The 20,364-nt window shown below is 41.6% G+C and carries 25 protein-coding genes and 1 pseudogene; 7 read left to right on the forward strand and 19 right to left on the reverse strand.

Features of this window, described 5'->3' with window-relative positions; genetic code table 11:
* The 6 genes from ACEW80_RS33405 to trxA all read right to left on the reverse strand — a co-directional run.
* A partial coding sequence (locus ACEW80_RS33405; RefSeq protein WP_373530730.1) for a dynamin family protein occupies window positions 1-567 on the reverse strand: 567 nt, incomplete at its 3' end.
* A 16-nt stretch (window positions 568-583) separates the two neighbouring features.
* Entirely contained in the window at window positions 584-910 is a 327-nt protein-coding gene (locus ACEW80_RS33410; protein WP_373530731.1) for a DUF3040 domain-containing protein, read from the reverse strand.
* Between the two features lie 474 nt (window positions 911-1,384).
* Entirely contained in the window at window positions 1,385-2,443 is a 1,059-nt protein-coding gene (aroF, locus tag ACEW80_RS33415; RefSeq protein ID WP_373530732.1) for a 3-deoxy-7-phosphoheptulonate synthase, read from the reverse strand.
* A gap of 324 nt (window positions 2,444-2,767) precedes the next feature.
* A complete protein-coding gene (locus tag ACEW80_RS33420; protein WP_373530733.1) occupies window positions 2,768-3,241 on the reverse strand; it encodes a PAM68 family protein in 474 nt (157 codons plus the stop codon).
* Window positions 3,242-3,253: 12 nt separating this feature from the next.
* On the reverse strand, window positions 3,254-3,523 hold the full coding sequence (rpsO, locus tag ACEW80_RS33425; RefSeq protein WP_373530765.1) for a 30S ribosomal protein S15: 270 nt from the start codon (window positions 3,521-3,523) through the stop codon (window positions 3,254-3,256).
* Window positions 3,524-3,991: 468 nt separating this feature from the next.
* Window positions 3,992-4,330 (reverse strand): thioredoxin, encoded by a 339-nt coding sequence (gene trxA, locus ACEW80_RS33430; protein ID WP_373530734.1) that lies wholly within the window; start codon window positions 4,328-4,330, stop codon window positions 3,992-3,994.
* Between the two features lie 529 nt (window positions 4,331-4,859).
* Between trxA and ACEW80_RS33435 the strand changes: the two genes are divergently transcribed.
* Together ACEW80_RS33435 and ACEW80_RS33440 are read left to right on the forward strand one after the other, a co-directional pair.
* Entirely contained in the window at window positions 4,860-5,990 is a 1,131-nt protein-coding gene (locus tag ACEW80_RS33435) for a hypothetical protein (RefSeq protein ID WP_373530735.1), read from the forward strand.
* A 124-nt stretch (window positions 5,991-6,114) separates the two neighbouring features.
* Window positions 6,115-6,315, forward strand: a complete 201-nt coding sequence (locus ACEW80_RS33440) for a hypothetical protein (protein ID WP_373530768.1) — start codon at window positions 6,115-6,117, stop codon at window positions 6,313-6,315.
* Window position 6,316: 1 nt separating this feature from the next.
* Here the strand turns inward: ACEW80_RS33440 and ACEW80_RS33445 are convergent, their stop codons facing one another.
* Window positions 6,317-7,507 (reverse strand): cysteine desulfurase family protein, encoded by a 1,191-nt coding sequence (locus ACEW80_RS33445; protein WP_373530736.1) that lies wholly within the window; start codon window positions 7,505-7,507, stop codon window positions 6,317-6,319.
* Window positions 7,508-7,725: 218 nt separating this feature from the next.
* Between ACEW80_RS33445 and ACEW80_RS33450 the strand changes: the two genes are divergently transcribed.
* Together ACEW80_RS33450 and ACEW80_RS33455 are read left to right on the forward strand one after the other, a co-directional pair.
* Entirely contained in the window at window positions 7,726-9,357 is a 1,632-nt protein-coding gene (locus tag ACEW80_RS33450; protein WP_373530737.1) for a DUF655 domain-containing protein, read from the forward strand.
* Between the two features lie 53 nt (window positions 9,358-9,410).
* A complete protein-coding gene (locus ACEW80_RS33455; protein WP_373530738.1) occupies window positions 9,411-10,220 on the forward strand; it encodes a DUF3598 family protein in 810 nt (269 codons plus the stop codon).
* Between the two features lie 51 nt (window positions 10,221-10,271).
* Here the strand turns inward: ACEW80_RS33455 and ACEW80_RS33460 are convergent, their stop codons facing one another.
* Window positions 10,272-10,490, reverse strand: a complete 219-nt coding sequence (locus ACEW80_RS33460; RefSeq protein ID WP_373530766.1) for a type II toxin-antitoxin system HicB family antitoxin — start codon at window positions 10,488-10,490, stop codon at window positions 10,272-10,274.
* 152 nt (window positions 10,491-10,642) lie between these two features.
* On the opposite strand from ACEW80_RS33460, the gene ACEW80_RS33465 reads away from it, so the two are divergent.
* Window positions 10,643-11,206, forward strand: a complete 564-nt coding sequence (locus ACEW80_RS33465) for a Uma2 family endonuclease (RefSeq protein WP_373530739.1) — start codon at window positions 10,643-10,645, stop codon at window positions 11,204-11,206.
* A 9-nt stretch (window positions 11,207-11,215) separates the two neighbouring features.
* On the opposite strand, the gene ACEW80_RS33470 is transcribed toward ACEW80_RS33465, so the two are convergent.
* The 5 genes from ACEW80_RS33470 to aat form a co-directional block, all read right to left on the reverse strand.
* The gene (locus ACEW80_RS33470) at window positions 11,216-11,710 is read right to left on the reverse strand and encodes a DUF3368 domain-containing protein (protein WP_373530740.1); all 495 of its coding nucleotides are present in this window, start codon (window positions 11,708-11,710) and stop codon (window positions 11,216-11,218) included.
* Window positions 11,707-11,955 carry a UPF0175 family protein gene (locus ACEW80_RS33475; protein WP_373530741.1) on the reverse strand — a complete coding sequence of 83 codons (249 nt, stop codon included), beginning with the start codon at window positions 11,953-11,955 and terminating at the stop codon, window positions 11,707-11,709. Before ACEW80_RS33475 ends, ACEW80_RS33470 begins: the two co-directional genes overlap by 4 nt.
* A 121-nt stretch (window positions 11,956-12,076) precedes the next feature.
* Entirely contained in the window at window positions 12,077-12,415 is a 339-nt protein-coding gene (locus ACEW80_RS33480; protein ID WP_373530742.1) for a DUF5615 family PIN-like protein, read from the reverse strand.
* On the reverse strand, window positions 12,412-12,636 hold the full coding sequence (locus tag ACEW80_RS33485) for a DUF433 domain-containing protein (RefSeq protein ID WP_373530743.1): 225 nt from the start codon (window positions 12,634-12,636) through the stop codon (window positions 12,412-12,414). Before ACEW80_RS33485 ends, ACEW80_RS33480 begins: the two co-directional genes overlap by 4 nt.
* Before the next feature lie 373 nt (window positions 12,637-13,009).
* Window positions 13,010-13,585: a leucyl/phenylalanyl-tRNA--protein transferase gene (gene aat, locus ACEW80_RS33490; RefSeq protein WP_373530744.1), complete on the reverse strand. Its 576-nt coding sequence runs from the start codon at window positions 13,583-13,585 to the stop codon at window positions 13,010-13,012.
* Window positions 13,586-13,677: 92 nt separating this feature from the next.
* Between aat and ACEW80_RS33495 the strand changes: the two genes are divergently transcribed.
* Window positions 13,678-14,007 (forward strand): hypothetical protein, encoded by a 330-nt coding sequence (locus tag ACEW80_RS33495; RefSeq protein WP_012410384.1) that lies wholly within the window; start codon window positions 13,678-13,680, stop codon window positions 14,005-14,007.
* 83 nt (window positions 14,008-14,090) lie between these two features.
* Here the strand turns inward: ACEW80_RS33495 and rpsN are convergent, their stop codons facing one another.
* The 6 genes and pseudogenes from rpsN to ACEW80_RS33525 form a co-directional block, all read right to left on the reverse strand.
* A complete protein-coding gene (gene rpsN, locus ACEW80_RS33500) occupies window positions 14,091-14,393 on the reverse strand; it encodes a 30S ribosomal protein S14 (protein ID WP_292724399.1) in 303 nt (100 codons plus the stop codon).
* Window positions 14,394-14,583: 190 nt separating this feature from the next.
* Window positions 14,584-15,255 carry an endonuclease III gene (gene nth, locus ACEW80_RS33505; RefSeq protein WP_373530745.1) on the reverse strand — a complete coding sequence of 224 codons (672 nt, stop codon included), beginning with the start codon at window positions 15,253-15,255 and terminating at the stop codon, window positions 14,584-14,586.
* 23 nt (window positions 15,256-15,278) lie between these two features.
* Window positions 15,279-16,379 carry an RIP metalloprotease RseP gene (rseP, locus tag ACEW80_RS33510; protein ID WP_373530746.1) on the reverse strand — a complete coding sequence of 367 codons (1,101 nt, stop codon included), beginning with the start codon at window positions 16,377-16,379 and terminating at the stop codon, window positions 15,279-15,281.
* A 458-nt stretch (window positions 16,380-16,837) separates the two neighbouring features.
* Window positions 16,838-18,097, reverse strand: a pseudogene (serS, locus tag ACEW80_RS33515) (serine--tRNA ligase); the annotation flags it as partial.
* A gap of 175 nt (window positions 18,098-18,272) precedes the next feature.
* Window positions 18,273-18,590: a hypothetical protein gene (locus tag ACEW80_RS33520; protein ID WP_373530747.1), complete on the reverse strand. Its 318-nt coding sequence runs from the start codon at window positions 18,588-18,590 to the stop codon at window positions 18,273-18,275.
* A 194-nt stretch (window positions 18,591-18,784) separates the two neighbouring features.
* A complete protein-coding gene (locus tag ACEW80_RS33525; protein ID WP_373530748.1) occupies window positions 18,785-19,357 on the reverse strand; it encodes a DUF3611 family protein in 573 nt (190 codons plus the stop codon).
* A 650-nt stretch (window positions 19,358-20,007) separates the two neighbouring features.
* Between ACEW80_RS33525 and ACEW80_RS33530 the strand changes: the two genes are divergently transcribed.
* Window positions 20,008-20,355, forward strand: a complete 348-nt coding sequence (locus ACEW80_RS33530) for a PadR family transcriptional regulator (protein ID WP_373530749.1) — start codon at window positions 20,008-20,010, stop codon at window positions 20,353-20,355.
* Window positions 20,356-20,364: the final 9 nt, after the last annotated feature.

Below are 20,364 nucleotides of genomic sequence, written 5' to 3' on the forward strand. Positions count from 1 at the left end.
CGCTTCTGTATCATTCAATCCTGGACTATCGACAATTTCAATTCCCTTTTCTAGTATTGTTAAGGGATACTCAACTACTGCATAATCAACATCTGGAAAGGCTTGTTTTTTCTCCTGCTCTAGTTTTTTGGCTTCAGTCGGATCAATGGTATATTTATATTTAAAGTTCTGAAAATCTAGCTGTTGTGGACTTTTACCATCATTAAAATGAATGGTAACTTTCTTTTCTACCCCATAGCGTAAAACTGTTAACACTGCGGTACAAGGGTTAACATCACTCGGTAATAAGTTTTCCCCAATTAAGGCATTGAGAAACGTGCTTTTTCCGCGTTTCATATCGCCCAATACCAAAAGGCGAAATACACCTTGACGGAGGTTTTTACTAGCTATTGTAATATCTTCAATATCTCGTTCTAAACTGAGTTTTCCTGATGAAGAGTCCCCAGCTAACTCAGCTTTATTGATTGTTTCAGCTAGTTTGCTCAAACACACAGAAATCTCCGATCGCACTTGAGCAACACGCTCTAAATCTTGAATAAATCTGTCAGTTGCTACCTGATCGCTCATAATAGTTACACCTTTATTAAAGATTGGTTTTTTTGGATTCAAAGAATAATTTGTAAGACATCCAGCCCAGTGCAGCAACAATAATAAATCCAGCCAGCACTGAGGCTATCTTTACTGCAACCAGCATTACTACACCAAGAGCAAACAGCTTTCCACCGAGGATAACTTTTTTCATCCAAGGTTTCTGGGAATCTTCCAGCTGATGCTTTACAGTTTGATGAAAAGCCACATCGGTAGCCTGGATGTTAGCTTCCATTTCCCGCAGACGCAATTCAACTTCTCGTTCTCGTAGTATACGTTCCCGTTGTTCAAGTTCTTTTTGGCGATCGCTTTCAGATATCATTGGTGTCTATCCCATCTAAGACAATGAAAAGATGTCAGCATTCACTAGTTATTCATGCAGTATCGTAACTTACAGTGATGTTTTTTAACCCCAGTAAAATTACTATTTTCCTCTTCATTGCCTGCTAAATTTCAGATGGAAGTTAGCCATCTACCATCAAATGCAGCCGCTATCAATAAACCAATTACCTAAATTTAGGAAAAGTTTGTAGGTAGAATTGGTTAATCGCTAAATCTGTTTTTCAATTTGAGCCATAGCTTTTTTTGGAAGCTTTACCCTATTCTGATAGTTAGTGTTTAAAAATCCCCTTTGTAAATCTTTTAAAAGGGTATAATTTGATATTTACAATAATTAACATCCAAAAAAATTCTAGTTTGTAGTGAGCGATTTATCGCTTCTTTAGATTTATGAGAAGTAAAGTCCTGACTACAAACTTTAGTTTATTTATGCCTAGCAAGAAGTTGCAGTTAAATTTTAAGCCAGAGCTACTGCTGGTTGTTGCCAGCGTCCCACCGCCTTACCAATTACTGCTAATTCTTGCATTAAGTTGTCGAAACGGTCTGGTGTCAGAGATTGGGGACCATCAGATAAGGCTTTGGCAGGGTTGGGGTGAACCTCTATCATCAGGGAATCTGTACCAGCTGCGATCGCAGCCATTGCCATTGAAGGCACAAACTCAGACCAACCTGTGCCGTGGCTGGGGTCAATCATGATTGGCAAGTGAGTCAGCTTTCGCAACACTGGTACTACTGATAAATCCAGCGTATTTCGAGTATATTGGCGGTCAAAGGTGCGTATTCCCCGCTCACACAAGATTACATTGGGATTGCCAGCTGCCAAAATATACTCAGCTGCCATCAACCAGTCTTCAATTGTAGCCGCCATTCCCCGCTTCAAGAGAACTGGTTTCGACTGCGCCCCCACTTTTTTGAGCAAGGAAAAATTCTGCATATTTCTTGCCCCCACCTGGATAACGTCAGCAATTTCAGCAATTTTATCGAGATCAGCGGTATCCATAACTTCTGTAATAATACCTAGTCCGCTGACTTCCCGCGCTTTTGCTAACAAATCTAAACCACTCTCGCCGTGTCCTTGAAAGGCATAAGGTGAAGTCCGGGGTTTGTATGCCCCTCCGCGCAAAAACTTCGCTCCAGCCGTCTTGACGCGCCGCGCTGTCTCCACAATCATTTCTTCATTTTCTACAGAGCAGGGACCTGCAACAACTACCAAAGGGTGATGTTCACTAAATACCACTGCCCCATTTGGAGTATTAACTACAACTTCCGAAGCTTCGCCGTGGCGGTACTGGCGGCTAGCCCGTTTGTAAGGCTGCTCTACTCGCAACACCTGCTCAATCCAGGGGCTAACTTCCTGAATTTGTAGTGGATCTAAGTTGGCGGTTTCACCTACTAGACCTATAACTACTTTGTGTTGACCAATAATTTTTTCTGGAGTTAGCCCCCAGGTAGTTAGTTCCTCATTAACGCGGTTTATTTCTGCCTCCGGGGAACCACTTTTCATTACTATAATCATGTAAAATTTTCTGTAAATGGGTGTAACTTTATTGTTGCCTATTTGCTTAATTACGAATAGTTAAAAACGAAATTTATTTACAAAATAATAAGGACAAAATCTAGCAATCAGTAGTTATACTATTAAATAACTGGATATGGGTATAAAAAGAATTATATGATTTTAAGTATCAATGTTGAAGTTTTGAAGAAGAATTCAAAATGAAATTAGTGAGGCATTCGGACTTGCCACTAATTTATTCTGAATTCTGACTCCTGACTCCTGAATTCTTTCTTAATAAAATTTACCCAATACCGCAGTTATCTGATATCTGAGCGCTGTTAATTATGAGTTTTTTTGCCGAGTTTCGCGCCAAACTGCTACCATTCGTCCCCAATTGGTGCTGAACTCACCCAAACCCAGCAGACTTCCGACTCTTTCTTCATCCCAAGAGGCAGAGAGAACGCCATAAGTTATCCCTAAGACCCCCAAACCGAATAATCCCATGTTCATCAATAACACGACGATGGGAGGTAGTTGGATGTCAGAGTAGATGGCAAGCACATAGCTGACAACTAGGGTAGTAATACCCAAAGCTGTTGGTACACCACAGAACCCAGCTACTCGTCGGAGCATCCGCTGGCTGACTACTTGGGGAATAGTCATCTCTTCTTTGGTGTAACGCGGCTTTGTATCAGCCTGTTTGGCAGATTCTTTTGGTTGTGTTGCTGCTAGTTTACTTTGAGTTTTTGCGGGTTTTTGGCGCTTTTTGTTTGGTTCAAAAGGTAAACCCCTACGTTCAGATTCTTCAGCAGACATAAGCGGTAGTCCTTATCCACGAATACCGAGGCGAGCAATCAAAGCTAAATACTTTTCCCGGCTTTCCTGCGATATGTAGGCTAGAAGACGCTTGCGCTGACCAATGAGCTTCAACAGTCCCCGCCGGGAAGAATGGTCTTTTTTGTTTGCCTGGAGATGTTGGCTGAGGCGGTTAATGCGCTCAGTTAGCATGGCAACTTGGACATCGGATGAACCAGTATCGGTTTCGTGAACTTGGTAGTTGGAAATTATTTCTTGTTTCCGCAGTTGCGTCAGAGCCATGATCGATTCAATTTCTAGTTTTTCTAAATGTATGCAGCAGTCTCCCATAATATCACAGCCCTCAAGCTGGATGTGGAATCATCTTTGCTACTACATAAAAATTCCCAGTGACTAGAATGTATCTCGTCTCCAAGCTGAAACCCAGATTGCTTATTGTAGTAAGTCGGCTATCTGGTCAGCTAAATCAGCCTACTACCCCAGAGCGATCGCTAAAGTTTTCGAGATACTAAAATTAACAAGAGACTTCAAAAGTCAAGCGATCGCTCCGCAAATGACTGACTGTGTATTAGAATAGGCGGTCATGCTAGTCACGATCCTGGCTTTTGGTCATCAGCACTGTATATACCAAGGGAAATCTTGAAAAATTTCGCTTCTCTTTAGTAAGCCGCTTGTGCTTCAAGCCGATAAATCAGAACTAGCTATGCAATTAATTAAAAACTTTATGCAAAAAAGTGTTCACAGAACAAGCTAAAGAAGCTTCTCAACAGCTTCGCTGAACTGCTCGTAAGGAGAAACTCCCACGATGGTTTCTGCTAGAGTACCATCTTTGAAAATTAAAACCGCAGGAATGCTGCGAAGACCAAATTTTTTGAAAATCGGCTTATTGCTGTCAACGTCTACCTTAACAACTTTGGCGCGACCTTTGTATTCCTGGGCGAGTTGCTCCATTAACGGACTAATCAGGCGACAGGGACCACACCAAGTAGCAGTAAAGTCAACAACAACGACTTTCTCTTCACTTTCAGTTAAAACAGTATCAAATTCACTTTCTTGAACGTAAGCGACTATGTGAGTCTCAGTGGACATTTTTTAATTCCTTAGTGTCAAACTAAAATTTCAGTTAAAAGCTAACTATACAAACTATACTGCCTTCTGCTTGTCAGATTTACCTGTAACCGACATTGGGAAACCCTCGCAACTGACTTTTGCTTAGTAGCGTAGATTTAATAACCTATGTACGTAGGGTGCGATCGCTAACCCACCCTCCCAACCGACTTGATCCAAAAATCTCACATCTTCAAGGCATGAAGCCGCAATAGTCATTCTTCTGATCAAACAGTTCTATTTTTTTATTTCTTGTATTTACTTATCTTTACATAGTTTGGTGTTTTCGTACTATCTACTTGTATTTGTCTCCTATTTTACCAGTAACAATACTTGTTTATAAAAAATTCCTTCTTTAATACACTAGACATATACATTTATTAATGCTAAAAAACTTGAGAGCCGTCATACGTAAAATTACTGTTAAAATCTTTGTATAAAAAATATTTCCATTGAATGAATTAGTGTTAATATTTGTAACAAGAGCATCTTTATGAGGATATTTTAAGTGATGGCTATTGTAAAAGAATTTCCAGTAAATCATTTAAAATCGGTTTCTAGTCAAGGAAATAAGACGGTCGTTGAATCTTTAGCGCAACAATGGGCTAAAAAATATATAGGGAATCTCAAAGTTGATCCTGATAAGACAGAAGAAATAGAAATACCTAATTTATCAAAGATAGTATCACCAGAGGGACGAAAGAAAACTGCTCAAAAAGTATTGGATTCTTTGCGAAGTGTTAGTGCTAAAGCCTGGAATAAAACTGAGGAATTACTATCAAGAGAAATTAAACAACATGGCATAGACTTAAACCTAATTAATCCGTGGGAAATCGCCGGAGATTCTTTTAATATTTACCAAAAAGCTTTGGATGTATATACTCAACAAACAACATCACAACCTCTTACTTTGGTAAGGAACCTGGTTGACTCAGAGAATCCACTTTATAAACAGGCATTAGATGTTTATACAGAACAAGTGGCTCCTAGCAAGCTAGCTACAGTAATTGGTGCGGATATAGGAAAGCTCAGAAAGAAGTACACAAGTAATGACCCTAGAGTTATTGGCTTTGTAAGTATGCAGTTTCATTACACAAGTCAAATGCTCATGCAATCACTTGAGCCAATAGAACAATCACTTATTAGTACATACTTTAAAGTTATTGATGACCATTTGTATATGCCACTGCAACGTGCTTATGAAGCAGCAGCTAACCATGATTCTGATTCTGTAGCATTATCCGCAGTGCAAAAGTTACTACCAATTAGTACACAAATTGCTAAGAGGATTTGCCAAAAAGTAATTGAACTTTATCCAACTTACAAATCAATGTCTGGTGGATTAAGTAATCCAATAGTTAAGACCTCCAGTGTTCGGGATGTAGAGATGTTTCAAATATACCTATGGGTATGTGCTTTAGAAACAAGCTGTGGAGCTATCCAACAAGAGTTATTTCCCTTATGTGTAATGCTCTATCCCAGATTAAAAGTGCAGTGGGAAATAGTCCGTCAAATGCTACATTTGTTGAGACAAGAAATAAACCTTAGCTTGACTTCTCAAGAAGCTGAAACTTTAATGCCATATTTCCAGGTATTGTGGGATATGTTCTCTCCAGAGGTGTTTGCTGAACTTGGATTGTAGTCGGGTACTTCCAAGGAATAAATTGGACTTTGGACGTGAGTGATATTCAATGAAGATGCTTGGCCATCCGTACTGATTGGTGGCAGAGTCGGGTTGTGGTAAGTCAACCATAGGACGGGCAGTAATGCGTTTACTACCCGCCTCTAATCGGGTTGAGGGACGGGTGACATTTCAAGGACAGTCGCTGTTTGACTTGATGCCTAAACCAATTGCGGAAATTTCATGGATAAGACGGCGAATCTGTGCTTCAACTTTTTCTATCGCTTCTGCTGTGAGTGTAACTCCATATTTTCTATCCCGCAGGTACGTAATTTATGATATTTAATTTAACGCTTAACTAAAGATAAATCCGGTGTCAGCCTTTGCAAAACCTGCTTCAACACCATTACTGTCCAATCTATATCAGCTTCAGTGGTATCACGCCCCAATGTGATGCGAATTCCGCCCAAGGCAGCTTTTTCGGAATAGCCCATCGCTAACAATATCGGGCTAGGGCTAAGTTTACCACTATGACAGGCAGCACCAGCACTGATGCCGATGCCAGCAAGGTTTAGCTGTCGTACCAAGGTTTTACCGCTAAGTTTTTCGCCATCAGCGTTTTCTAGGCACATACTGACGTGGTGAGGTAAACGATCGCAGCCATCCCCTGTAGCAATTAAACCAGGAATCTCAGCTAATTGGGCAAAGGCGCGATCGCGTAACTCGATCAACCGTGGTGTTTCTGTAGCCAATTCTTGCGCTGCTAATTCTGCTGCTATACCAAATCCGGCAATTATCGGTACTGCTTGCGTACCAGAACGCAGTCCCATTTCTTGTCCACCACCACTTAGTAAGGGCATCAAATCCACACCAGGACGCACATACAACGCCCCTGCACCTTGGGGGCCATATATTTTATGACTAGAAATGCTAAGTAAGTCTACTGGGAGTTGTTGCACATTTATGGGTAAGCGTCCCGCAGCTTGCACCGCATCTGTGTGGAACAAAGCCCCATGCGTAGGCTCCGCCCGCCGCAGGCATCGCACTATTTTACCTAGTTCTGCGATCGGTTGCACTGTCCCTACTTCACTTTGAGCGTAAATTATGGAAACCAAAACTGTATTATGTCGTAACGCCGCCTTTAAATCTAGGGGGTTAACTTTGCCTTTAATATCTACAGACAAGCGCGTAACTTCCCAACCCCACATTTCTAGCAGCCGTACTGTCTCAGAAATTGCAGAATGTTCGACGCTGGAAATAATTAGATGTTGAGGAACAGCATACAACCGAGCCACACCCATAATTGCTAGATTATCTGCCTCAGTGCCTCCAGAGGTAAAAATGATCGATTCAGGAGTGGCGGCGTTAATTAAACCAGCAACTTGGACTCTGGCTTGTTCTACAACCGTTGCAGCCCGTTGTCCCCACTCATGTAAGCTGGAAGGATTGCCCCACTGTTGAGTGAGGACTGTTTGCATAACTGCGATCGCTTCTTTTCGAGTGGGTGTAGTGGCGCTGTAATCTAGATAAATTTGCATATAACTGAATAATGGTGAGAACACACGCTGATAGTAAACTGCTGATCTTGTCAGCGTATACAGTTTGAATGGACAAATCGTGAAAAAATCTCTGTAATCCTGCCTCTAGCAGCGTATTTTTCCCTTTATTTGGAAAGCTATTTCTCTACTTCATTCAGAACACAAAATTTTGGGAATGATAAATATGTCCACTCTGAATCCACTTTTAACAGATTACAGTGCAATTTATCTCTAGACAAAGATATTTTTTATATATCTTTTTACTGATATTTTCCCTTGCTGGTTGTCAACGAGTCCGATCTTACAATCAGCGTCTAGCACCTTTACCACAATATCCGTTAGTTCAAGTTTACTTTAACCATTCTGAGTCTTCAGAATACAAAGAAGTTTACCGTCAGCAAACTCGCCTGGGGGATGATTTAGAAAAACAGATTGTCGATGCCATTACAGACGCTAAATCTACGGTAGATGTGGCAGTGCAAGAATTACGTTTACCCAGAGTTGCCCAAGCATTGGTTGATAGACAAAAAGCTGGGGTAAAAGTCAGGATAATTTTAGAAAATATCTATAGCCGACCTTGGAGTAGCTTAACATCTGCTGAAGTAGCTAAGTTAGATAAAAGAGAACAGGAACGCTATCAAGAATTTCGCAAATTTATCGATATTAACCAAGATAATCAACTCAGTCCAGCAGAAATCAATCAAAGAGATGCTTTGATGGTTTTGCAAAATGCCAAGCTTCCTTGGATAGATGATCAAGCAGATGGTTCAGCCGGTAGTAGTTTGATGCATCACAAATTTGTGATTGTGGACGATCGCACTGTAATCATCACTTCGGCGAATTTTACTTTAAGTGATACTTCTGGTGATTTCACAAATTCCAGCAGTTTAGGCAATGCTAATAACTTATTGCAGATTGACAGCCCAGAATTAGCATCTTTATTTACAGAAGAGTTTAATATCATGTGGGGCGATGGCCCTGGAGGTGAGCCAGATAGTCAATTTGGTTTGCAAAAGCCGATGCGTTTACCAAAACAAATAACTTTAGGTAACACCCAAATTACTGTGCAATTTTCGCCTACTTCTCCAACTCAACCTTGGAGTAACAGTAGTAATGGTTTAATTGGTAAAACTTTAGATTCAGCCACCAAATCTATTAATATGGCGTTATTTGTCTTTTCCGAGCAGCGTCTTGCTGATATTTTAGAAAAACGCCATCAACAAAGTGTGGAAATTCGCGCTTTAATCGAACCGCAATTTGCCTATCGTCCTTATAGCGAACTATTAGATATGATGGGTGTTGCTCTGAGTAATAAATGTAAATATGAACTTGATAACCATCCTTGGTCAAATCCAATTACTACTGTAGGCGTACCTGTATTACCTAAAGGCGATTTATTGCATCACAAATTTGGTGTTATTGATAGTCAAACAGTAATTACAGGTTCTCATAATTGGTCAGACGCTGCTAATAATGGTAACGATGAAACACTTATAGTAATTGAAAGTCCCATAGTCGCTGCCCATTATGTGCGAGAATTTGCTCGTCTTTATGCCAAAGTTAAACCCGGCTTACCATCAGGAATTCAAGAAAAAATCAAATTAGAACAAACACGGTGTTCGCAGATAAAAACTTCTTCATCAACTGAGCTAAAAACAATTAAAAAAGTAAATATCAACACCGCAAGTATAGAAGAATTAGCAACTCTCCCTGGTGTGGGCAAGAAGTTAGCACAGCAGATAATTATTAGTCGTCAACAGCAAAAATTTACATCTTTACAAGACTTAGAACGAGTTCCAGGAGTCAGGGCTAGAACTTTAGAGAAATGGCGCGATTTCTTGATTTGGTAAGGTAGCCCAGTTATGCTACTTTACGATAGTCTGTATTCTACCTAGTTAACGCTATGAAATCTCAATGGGAATGTTTTCTACAAAATCTTGGTGTTTGGGAAGGTTCATTCACTAATTTTTCTCCCCAAGGGACATTTCTGAATGATACTCCTAGCCGTCTTTCCCTTGAAGGTTTAAATAATAACCAGACGGTACGCTTAACTCTAAGCCGTTCGGGACGAGATGATCTAATCAGAGAATTTAGTTCAGTGGGAGGAGGTCTGCTATTTTTTGAAAATGGTTCATTTTCTGAAGGTTTAATTCAGCTAGGCCCATTTTCCGAATTTGGGGCAGAACTCGCTTTTGTTCATGAAAATCGGCGCTTGCGTCTGGTACAACTGTTTGATAAAACTGGTAATCTAAATAGACTAACCTTAATTCGAGAACATTTAGCTGGAACCCAAATCGTAGAACGTCTACCCTTGCAAATAAATGACTTGTTGGGAGAATGGCAAGGTAAAGCAGTGACAATATATCGAGATTTGCGTTCGCCCGATACTTACTCTACAACCTTAAAATTACAACTTGATGATGCTGGGCGATTAATTCAAAGTACTTCTTTTGCTGAACGCACAATTACTTCAACTGCTACCATCAAAGATCGGATTATTCTCTTTGACCAAGATCCCCAAAAGCAGGTGCAAGTATTACTTTTGCCGGATGGCGCTTCTGCAACTTCTCCTCTCAAAGTCCAATTACGTCAACCCTTATTTTTGGAAGTCGGTTGGTTAATCCAAGCAAACCTGCGCCAGAGGATGATTCGCAGCTACAACGAGAAAGGCGAATGGGTTAGTCTGACATTAGTTACTGAAGAAAGGGTGTAAGAGATTTGTTAGTATGCGATCGCTTATCCTCGGTAATTTTAACCAACACTATCAGGCAATTTGCAGTGTGCTGGGTTCAGGGATAGATTCACCTTCTACTTGCCAAGCTTCTAAATACATTTCAATCACTTCTTCGCCATTATGAATAGCTTCCTCACGAGTTTTGCCATGAGTGCAAGGCATGATAACACGATCAGCAAACTCTGGAATTGTGACTAGAAAAAGCTGATCTTCATCAGACCATTGAATAATCATGCTGTATCGACTCATGAATCGTGTTTTTTTGAGTAAAGAAAGGATGTCGCCAACGCTCATGATTACCTTTGCCACGTTTAGATAGATAAAAGAAGCCTTACTGATTGATCCATCTGTAGAATAACAAATAGCAGTAGTACAACTTACCCCTAGTAAGGAAACCTTAAATGGTACAGACCCCTGCTAAACCCCTGACTCTAACTGAATTTCTGGATCTGCCAGAGACAGAACCTACCAGTGAATACATTGATGGGCGTATCATCCAAAAACCGATGCCGCAAGGAGAACACAGCGCCATTCAGACCGAGTTAGCACCTGCAATTAACTTGGTTGTCAAACCTAAACAAATTGCGCGGGCTTTCTGTGAGCTTCGCTGTACATTTGGCGAGCGTTCAATTGTGCCTGACATTTCTGTGTTTATGTGGGACAGAATTCCTCGCAAAGATAATGGTGGAGTTGCTAACGTCTTCTCAATTGCCCCAGACTGGACAATTGAAATTTTATCTCCTGATCAAAGTCAAACTAAAGTTACCAAGAATATTCTGCATTGCCTAAAGTATGGAACTCAGATGGGATGGCTGATTGATCCTAAAGAACAATCTGTATTTGTCTACTTGCCAGATCAACCAACCACTTTTTACGAAGAACTAGGAATACAGTTGCCAGTGCCAGAATTTGCTAAAGATTTCAGCCTGACAATAGAAGGTTTATTTAGCTGGTTGCTGGAGTGATTGTAGAGATCACGCTTCATTTACCATATCTAGAATCTGATTGTATAGGGCAGGAGAGATTCTAAACTCTGATGTATTAATCAAGGCATCCATCAACGGTTTGACAGCAACGATGAGATTTTGGTGTTTCGCCTCAATCAAAATACCCAGCAATCCAGTAATCCTCAACCCCAAGCGATTAGCTTCTGCCCGACCTCGACGTTCATCAATCAATAGCAAATCAGCACTCAGTTCTAGTGCGAGGGCGATTGCCTCAGACTCTCCAAGGTCTAATCTCACTATATCTCGAAGGCGTTCAACAATCTCACGGTTTGCAACTTGCCGAACTTCCAGCCAAGAAGCAGTTTGAACTTCAGAGGTTCCCGGAACGGGAGGATCAATATCGGTAAGCTCACAATATACCGCTTCTGGAATGGTAACTTGAGTGTAGAGTTGAGGCAGAAGTTGCAAGTGTTGAATTACTGCCAAATTTGTGATTGCCGACGTCTCGCTGATAACAATCACAGCCTTCCAAGCTCTCGCAGGTTTTTCAAATCCAATTCAAAGTCCTCAACGTCGTAGGAGTAGAGAGGGATGTTTCGCTGCTTGAGGAGTTGGCGAAAGGTATTGGGTTGCATATTTGCTAGCTGACTGGCGTAGCCTATCGTTAAGCGTCCTGTTTGGAATAGGAACAGCGCAATTTCTTGATAAAACTCGCTTGGGGTAAGCTGAGATGCTTGTAGAATTTCGTCTGAGATTACAACACTCATAGCAAAACTAGTTTACCGATTATATCTTTAGGGTAGCCCAAGAAACCTCAACACAAGAGATTGACTACGTTACGGTGCAGTAGATTTGTTAAACTGCGATCGCTTTTGTTAGCCTGCACTGTTAATCCCCTCTGATTTCGACTAACGCTTCACCAGCTCGCAAAAGCTCTAATGCTTCTGGCAATGTTGAATTTAGAATCTCTTTTAATCGGGCATTTGACGTATTACCACACGTTAACCAGATAACTTGTGGTGGACTTCCAAAACGATCAACTAAGTCAGCAAAGTCACTGTCTTTGGTCATGAAGATGACTCCTCTAGCCCTCGCTGCCTCGAAAATCTCAGAATCTTCGGCATCTCTCAGCCCAACATCACGCAAAGCTAATGATGTTATCCCGAATGTGATGGCGATCCAACTTGCAATTGTCGGTGACAAATGTGCATCTACCCAGATCGTCATGCAACCAAAACGGGATGATTGAGCTTACGTGAAGCGTACACAAGTGCTGCTTTCAGATCATCCGCTTCCAGATCGGGCATTTCTTCTAGGATTTGTTCGGCACTCAGTCCAGCCGCAAACAAGTCGAGTACATCTGATACCCGAATTCTCATGCCCCGGATACAGGGACGACCACCACACTGTTTGGAATTAATTGTAATTCTTCCAAGTAAGTCTAACATAATGAATCATTGATCTAATTTTCATGGTTTGGCTGCATTCTTCTTTCTAAGCATAATGATAACGGGAGGATTGCGATCGCGAAGCCCTAACTTTGTCAGTTTGCTGATCACTAAAACAGTGTTTAACTACTGTCTACAGGTTATTTAACACTTACAATAACTTAGAAACTATGCTTTAAGGGACAATGCGAAGCAGCCTAACTATCTTATTCAATCGAATGGTGTTATGCAGCACTGTTTTTACTAAATATCTTACCGTACTTTACCATCTAATACATCACATTTTGTTACTTTTACTGCGCTGTACACTCTAATATGTTTCATTTTGTAGTTTTTACTGCCGATATAAGGCAAGGTTCTTGTCCTTATACCCCTACACTAAATAACAACGACATTGCAACGCTTGCTGAAGTAGCATTTGATATTCTTTATCTCCAACCCCATAAGCACCAAATCTTTCCAAATGGGGATTCATCATTTGAGCATCAAAAAACACAAATTGCCTCTGGCGCAATCTTTCCACCAACTTTACCATCGCCACCTTAGAACCTTCGGGAATCCGGTAAAACATCGACTCTCCAATAAAAGCCCCACCAATCACAATCCCTAAAATTCCCCCAGCTAGTTCGTTGCCTTGCCAAGTTTCAAAACTATAAGCGTAACCATTCTGATAAAGTAGCGAATAAATCTCTCGTAATTCCGGTGAAATCCAAGTTGTCTCTCTGTCAGCACAGCCAGCAACCACAGCTTGAAAGTCCCGATTAATCGCCACACTAAAACGTTCTTGATTAATAACACGCTGCAAAGACTTGGGGTAGCGAAACCGATCATCCAAAGGAATCAAAGTCCGATCGCGACTTCCGTACCAACTCAGGCGATCGCACTCATCAGCCATGAGAAAATAGCCTTGTGCATAACCCTCTACAATAGCCGCGATATCATATTGCATAAATATAAAAAAACCAGAGAAACGCAATTTGCTATCAGTCAACCTCAGCGTTCCTCTGCGTTTCCCTCCGCGCCCCTTTGCGTTTAAAAAAAATGACTCAACCAATTCCACCCATCACCCTACCACCCCCTGAAAACCCCCTGCTCGAAGGGGAATGGTTACGAGAACGCTTACAACGGTGGCTAGATACAGAATTTATCCCCGAAGCAGTCAACCAAAATATTGCCCAACGAGCCGCACAGATTTTTGTGCGTCAACGGATGGAAGGAGAAAACGACCTTGGTTCTCTGGTAATTGCCATTGTCACAGAGATGCAGTCCTATGATTTTTCTAATAGTTTTTATGGAGAGTTTGCGATCGCCAACGCCGTCAGCGATCTACTCTTAGAAAGTCTGGGAATTGATAAGTGTTGTGGTCAATAATTTTTGTCATTTGTCCTTTGTCTTTCGTCCTTTGTCATTAGTCTTTTGTTATTTACCAATGACCAATGACCAATGACTCTTGACTACCAACTAGACTTAACAACTCCAGGCAAAAGACCTTCATGCGCCCATTCCCGCAGCACATTCCGAGACAGTCCAAAATCGCGGTAGACACCTCTAGAACGACCAGTCAACCAGCAACGGTTGCGGTGGCGGGTAGGGGCACTATTTCGGGGTAGCTGTTGAATCTTCCGATGGATTTCCAGCTTATCCAAAGGAGATGCTGCACTTCTGAACTCTTCTAGAAGAGCTTCACGCTTGTCAGCATACTTTTCTATCAATCTAGTGCGCTTTTTTTCGCGCTCAATCAAGCTCTTTTTTGCCATACATTTTTGAATTCATTTAAAGACAGCATTTTCTATTCTACAGTCTCCCCATCAATTCTGGGGTTAATCGTGTCGCTTACTGGTCTATCAAGTTGAAATTGACCCCTACGGATTAAGGCTGAGAAGGGGACGAGGAGAGTTGTTTCTGTCTTCTTTCTCCTTGTCTCTGCCTCGATCTTTTTGACCAAGACTATCCTACAATTACTGGCTTATTCGCAGCAGGACATAAATCGGCAAGCTCACAAGCAACACAAACGGGAGAGCGAGCTTTACAAATAGCACGACCATGATAAATCAGTCGAATTGACCAATTTTCCCAATCTGCTTGCGGCAATAAACCCATTAAATCTTGCTCAATCCGAACGGGGTCTGTATGCTCAGTTAAACCCAAACGTTCGCTAAGGCGCTTAACGTGAGTATCTACCGTCACTCCAACATTAATGCCATAGGCATGAGCCATGACTACATTTGCTGTCTTTCGCGCCACACCTGGAAGCTTTAACAACAGTTCCATTTGGTTAGGAACAACAGAGTCAAACTCGGTGACAATCATCCGACAGGCGGCTTGAATGTTTTTAGCTTTATTGCGATAAAACCCAGTTGAACGCACCAAACTTTCTAATTCTACTAAGTCCGCGATCGCTAAACTAGCAGCATCTGGAAACTTAGCAAATAAAGCTGGTGTCACTTTATTCACACGCTCATCAGTACATTGAGCAGAGAGAATAGTTGCCACCAACAATTGTACTGGCGTTGAGTAGTTCAAAGAGCAAGTAGCATCTGGATAAAGACGCTTCAGACGAGCTAAAATTTCTACCGCCCTTTGCTTTAAAGGTGAAACTTTATTTTCCCTACTCCCCACTCCCTATTCTCCACTCCCTATTTTCACTGAAACAATCTTTGCACCCATTCCAATTGGCTAGTTAATTGGGTAGTTTCTTTGACTATTAGAAAAATTCCCAACCCTAAGAGTAGCACCAAACCGGTTTGCATTACACCTTCTTGAATCCGGGCAGGCACAGGCTTACCGCGCAAACCTTCAATCAGCAGAAAAGCGAGTTGTCCGCCATCCAAAGCTGGCAAAGGCAAAATGTTGATAATAGCCAGGTTAATGCTGATAATTGCCGCAAAAGACAACAGGTTTACACTATTATCAGCAGCTAATTTTGCACCTATTTTAACAATATTAACTGGCCCAGAAACTTGTCCAACAGTTTGTTGAAAATTGGTAATTAACTGCCCAAAACCGCTGAGTGTGCCAACAAATAATTGTTGAAACCTGTTAGCAGCAACGCCGAAAATTTCAAAAGGACTATTAGGACGGCGATAAACTGCTGTAGCATTTGGACTAAGTGCCACACCAACTAGACCTTTGCCATCGGCTCCGAGTTTTGGTGTTAATTTCAGCGATTGTTGTTGGTTTTCCCGCAGAATTTTCAATTCGATTTGCTGATTGGGATGATTTTGAATTTCTTTTGTCAGCAAAGGCGTTGACTTGTCAGAAGCTGGGAGTTCCTGACCGTTGACAGCTAGAATAATATCTCCTTCCCGAATTCCTGCTTGGTAGGCAACGGATTCTTGATTAACAGGCTGTACAATAACGCCAGCTTGATAGTTTAATTCTTGAGGAATGCCAACGATACCCAATTGTAGAGCTAATACGAAGTAGGCAAATATTAAATTTGCGATCACTCCGGCACTAATGACGATCGCCCGGTCTAAAATTGGACGGTTACGCAGCAGATTCGGGTCATTGGGTGGAACATCGCTATCGGGGTCATCATCGGGAAAGCCCACAAAGCCGCCCAAGGGAAAAGCGCGGACAGCATATTCCGTTTGTGAACCTTGGTACTTCAAAAGAACTGGGCCAAAACCCAAAGAAAAGCGGTTAACGAGAATGCCTTGAGAACGGGCTGCAACAAAATGTCCCAACTCGTGTACCAAGATCAAAACAGCCAAGACTGCGATCGCTGCTAAAACTGACATAGAGTAAATTAGTGAAAATATTAAGCTATAGTTATCTCCATTCTAATTGGGCATTGAGTATTGGGTATTAGTCATTAGTCATTGGTCATAGTTCGATTTTTCGTATCTGGTTCTACCGTCTAAAGCTAGTAGTGGCGTGGCAAGGCTAAAATGTTGCCACGCCACTAGGGTGCATTACGCTATCGCTAACGCACCATTTTGTCCACATACTCCAAATGTAAGTTTTGGTCAGATTTGTTTTTCCGCTAGAACAACAATGATAGTATTACCCACACAACATAAGAGGCGATTGGGAGCCAAAACAGCAAATCAACAATATAACGGTATTGGAATTGTATTGTTGGCTTTAAAATACGTTCTGGTAAGACTGGTTGCAAAACTTGGGGTACAACTGGTGACTTTTGAACTTTTTGTAAATTTTGCAGCGATGGAAAACCTAACGTTTCTCCCTGTTCAAAGTAAGGTTGCAACACTTCTGGTATCCTCACCGTTCCATCAGGTTGTTGATAATTCTCCAAAATTGCTGCCATAGTCCTTCCCACCGCCAAACCCGAACCATTTAGAGTATGTACGAACTGGGTACCTTTCTTCCCTGCCCCTTTGAAGCGAATATCAGCCCGTCGGGATTGGAAATCTATCATATTAGAACAGCTAGAAATCTCCCGGTATTTGCCAGAAGAAGGCAACCAAACCTCTAAATCATAAGTTTTGGTAGAAGAAAACCCCAAATCCCCAGTACTTAAATTTACGACTCGGTAAGGCAACTGCAACGCCTGCAAAATTGCTTCTGCATTCCCCACCAATTTCTCCAATTCATCAAAAGACGTACTGGGTTCGACAAATTTCACCATTTCCACCTTGTTGAACTGATGCAAGCGAATTAAGCCCCGCATATCGCGTCCATAACTACCAGCTTCGCGGCGAAAACAGGGAGTAAAAGCACAGTGGTAAATAGGCAAGTCTTCAGCAGCGAGAATTTCATCACGGTAGAGATTTGTAACTGGAACCTCTGCCGTCGGAATCAGCCACAAGTCGTCATTAGCGCATTTAAAGCTTTCTTCAGCAAACTTGGGTAACTGACCGGTCGCCGTCAAAGACTCGGTATTAACTAACAGGGGCGGACTGACTTCCACATACCCAGCTTGAGTATGGAGAGTTAGCATAAATTGAATTAATGCCCTCTCCAATGCCGCGCCAGCACCTATCAATGTCACAAACCGACTTTGGGCAACTTTCACAGCTCGCTCAACATTGAGAATACCTAGCTTTTCGCCTATTTCCCAGTGAGGGAGAATATTCGGGTTTTGGGGAATATATTCATCACCCCAACGGCGCACTTCTACGTTATCTTCCTCATTCTTCCCAAGAGGTGTAGAATCGCTTGGTAAGTTGGGAAGTGCCAACAAAAGTTGGGCAATTTCAACTTTTAGGTTTTTTTCTTGGGGTTCAAGTTCACTCAACGTAGCTTTTACAGAGTTACCTTCATCCCGCAAAGCTTGAATTTCTGAGTCTTGAGGATTAATCCCAGATTTGACCTTCTGCCCGACAATTTTACCGATTTCGTTGCTACGAGCTTGGAGTTGACTGCGCGCCCCTTCTAATTCTCGTTGTTGCCGATCTAACTGTAATATTGGTTCAATGACATATTTATCACTACGACTATTCAATCGTTGTTGAACTAATTGCGGGTTTTCCCGTATTTGCTTGATATCCAGCACAAATTTTTCTCAGTTTTTAGCCTATTATCTTCCTGCCAAAATCTCAGCATATACTGATTTTGGCTTGCTGTGACTGGAAAAACAAAGTTTTTTAGAAAAATTAGTTTTAACCTATGATCAAAATTTTACCCTAGCATCATTGCTAGGGCTAGGAAAGCAGATAATGCATTAACCATCATGAACTGGTATTTTGAGTCACTGCTGTTTCAGTAACCTGAGCCAGACTCTGACCATTACCATTACTGTTATCAGAAGCTGCAAACGTCCTTTGAGTGATATTCGGTGGTTCCTTATCGTCTCCATTTTGTCCAGGTGAAGGTAACCAGTATGCAAGTACACTTGATAAACCACCCCAGTAAAGCGCAACATTTTTGTCGTCTGCTGGCGAGCCAAGCTTGAAAATGCACAACCCCATCACGATGCCACTAAACAAAACCTGTACGCCAAATCTCCACGCTTCTTGATTAAATTTCCGTGCTGGTTGATTTCTCATGGTGTAAGACTTCCAAAAAAGGTGTTTATCATCCCTGCGCCATTTTTTAGTGGGAGGTTTTTTGCAAATAATCTATAGTTGTCTTCACACCTTGGGTTGTCTGTTACGGAAAAGTAGGATAGAATTATGCAATTAATTTGCTAAATAGAAAAAATAAGGGGAAATTATTTACTCTCCCCGACGGTGCGCTTATATTAAGGTCTGTTAATGCGATTGAGCAACCAAAGTGATGCAATTAGCCCAGCAAAGTGCGCTGAGACAGTGTTGGTATTTGCCTGAACTACAAGCATATCTAGACCGCTAATAATCCGGGTGGGGTCAAACAATTGGGTAGTTATCGCTTGGGGAGATATGGATCTTGCAACCAATGTCCCAACGATCGCTTGCGCCCCCAAAAGAGTCACCAGCGTTCCTCCTAAATTCACCCACAATCCTAAGCGTAATACTTGCACAGTATCGCTTTTACGAGGGCGGTTGCTGGGATTGGAGGATTCCAATTGCTTGCCAATTCTAGTGTAACGGTAAGCTAAATAAATGCCCCCACCCAAAACAACCAGTCCACAAATTGCTAAAAATACGCCAGAGCCAGTCCCAGGATTATTACTAGGACTGCCAGTTCTTTGATTAAAAATGGCGAACAGCAGCACAATTATGCTAGAAATAACGCCTAGTACTAGCTGAATCCAGAAGCTAATCCAACCTGTAAGGCGAAAAGTTTGGGCAATTGCCCTAAGAGAAGATGATGGGGCATCGGGAGTTTGTGGCATACTGATCACCAATGTGCTGGGCGCTTTCAAAGGATACAAAAACACAGGGACACGGAAAGCCTTGCTGAAAGGTATCGAACTTTGCCTCTTTCCCTTTCCTAGTCTTTGCGTCTTCTTTGATAAATTTACTACCACAGTTGCCAAATAGGACAAGAGAATTTCAACTCGATGAAATCAGTATTATTTACTGCTTAGGTATATCCACAGGCGTAGCAGCTTTAACCCAAACATCTTCTTAGCTTCAGCTTTTAGAATCTGCATTGGGAAAATCACTGTAAAACAAAGTGTTTATTAAGTTTTACAGACAAAAGAGTATTTTACCTGTAAAATTTCTTCGATGGCATTTTATTGCTTAAGCAGTTCTTACCAACTCGGCATCACTTAAACACCAAAACAGTGACTTCCTCACTGTTTGTTCGCTCCTCACCACACCGTATCGGATCTAACTTGGTAGGGGTACACTACCTTGTACCCCTAAAAATCGCAAACTCGTCCCACAACTTCAGAGGCGTGGGTGATCATTTGGTGTTTACCCTTTGGAAATCTCGCCTAAGTAGATTTATATATTACTCACTTAAGAGTATCACTATATACTAACTACAAGGATTGTAGACCATACCCTAAGGCATTTTTTTAGCCATTCACTAACCATGAAACTTGAGGATATATATCAATTCTTTGAGAATCCTCCGCCAACTTACCTTTGTCAGGAACTAGCAGTTTGTTACATACTGTCTGTTTTATCACAAGGTGAATCCTATGGAACCGAGTTGATCCAGCAATTAGAAACTGAATATCCTACCTATAGGCTTTCGGATACCGTACTTTACAGTGCAATTAAATTTCTGGAAGACCAAAGAGCAATCAATGGATATTGGAAGAAACTCGAAGGACGGGGACGCCCCAGGCGGATGTACCAAGTTTCTCCAGAATGGCAAGTCCAAGCGCAGGATTTAGCTTTTCTTTGGCAAAAATACATCAACAGGAGGACAAAGTAATCCCATTTT

Origin of the sequence: Nostoc sp., from assembly GCF_041747015.1 — a bacterium.
Taxonomy (GTDB): domain Bacteria; phylum Cyanobacteriota; class Cyanobacteriia; order Cyanobacteriales; family Nostocaceae; genus Nostoc.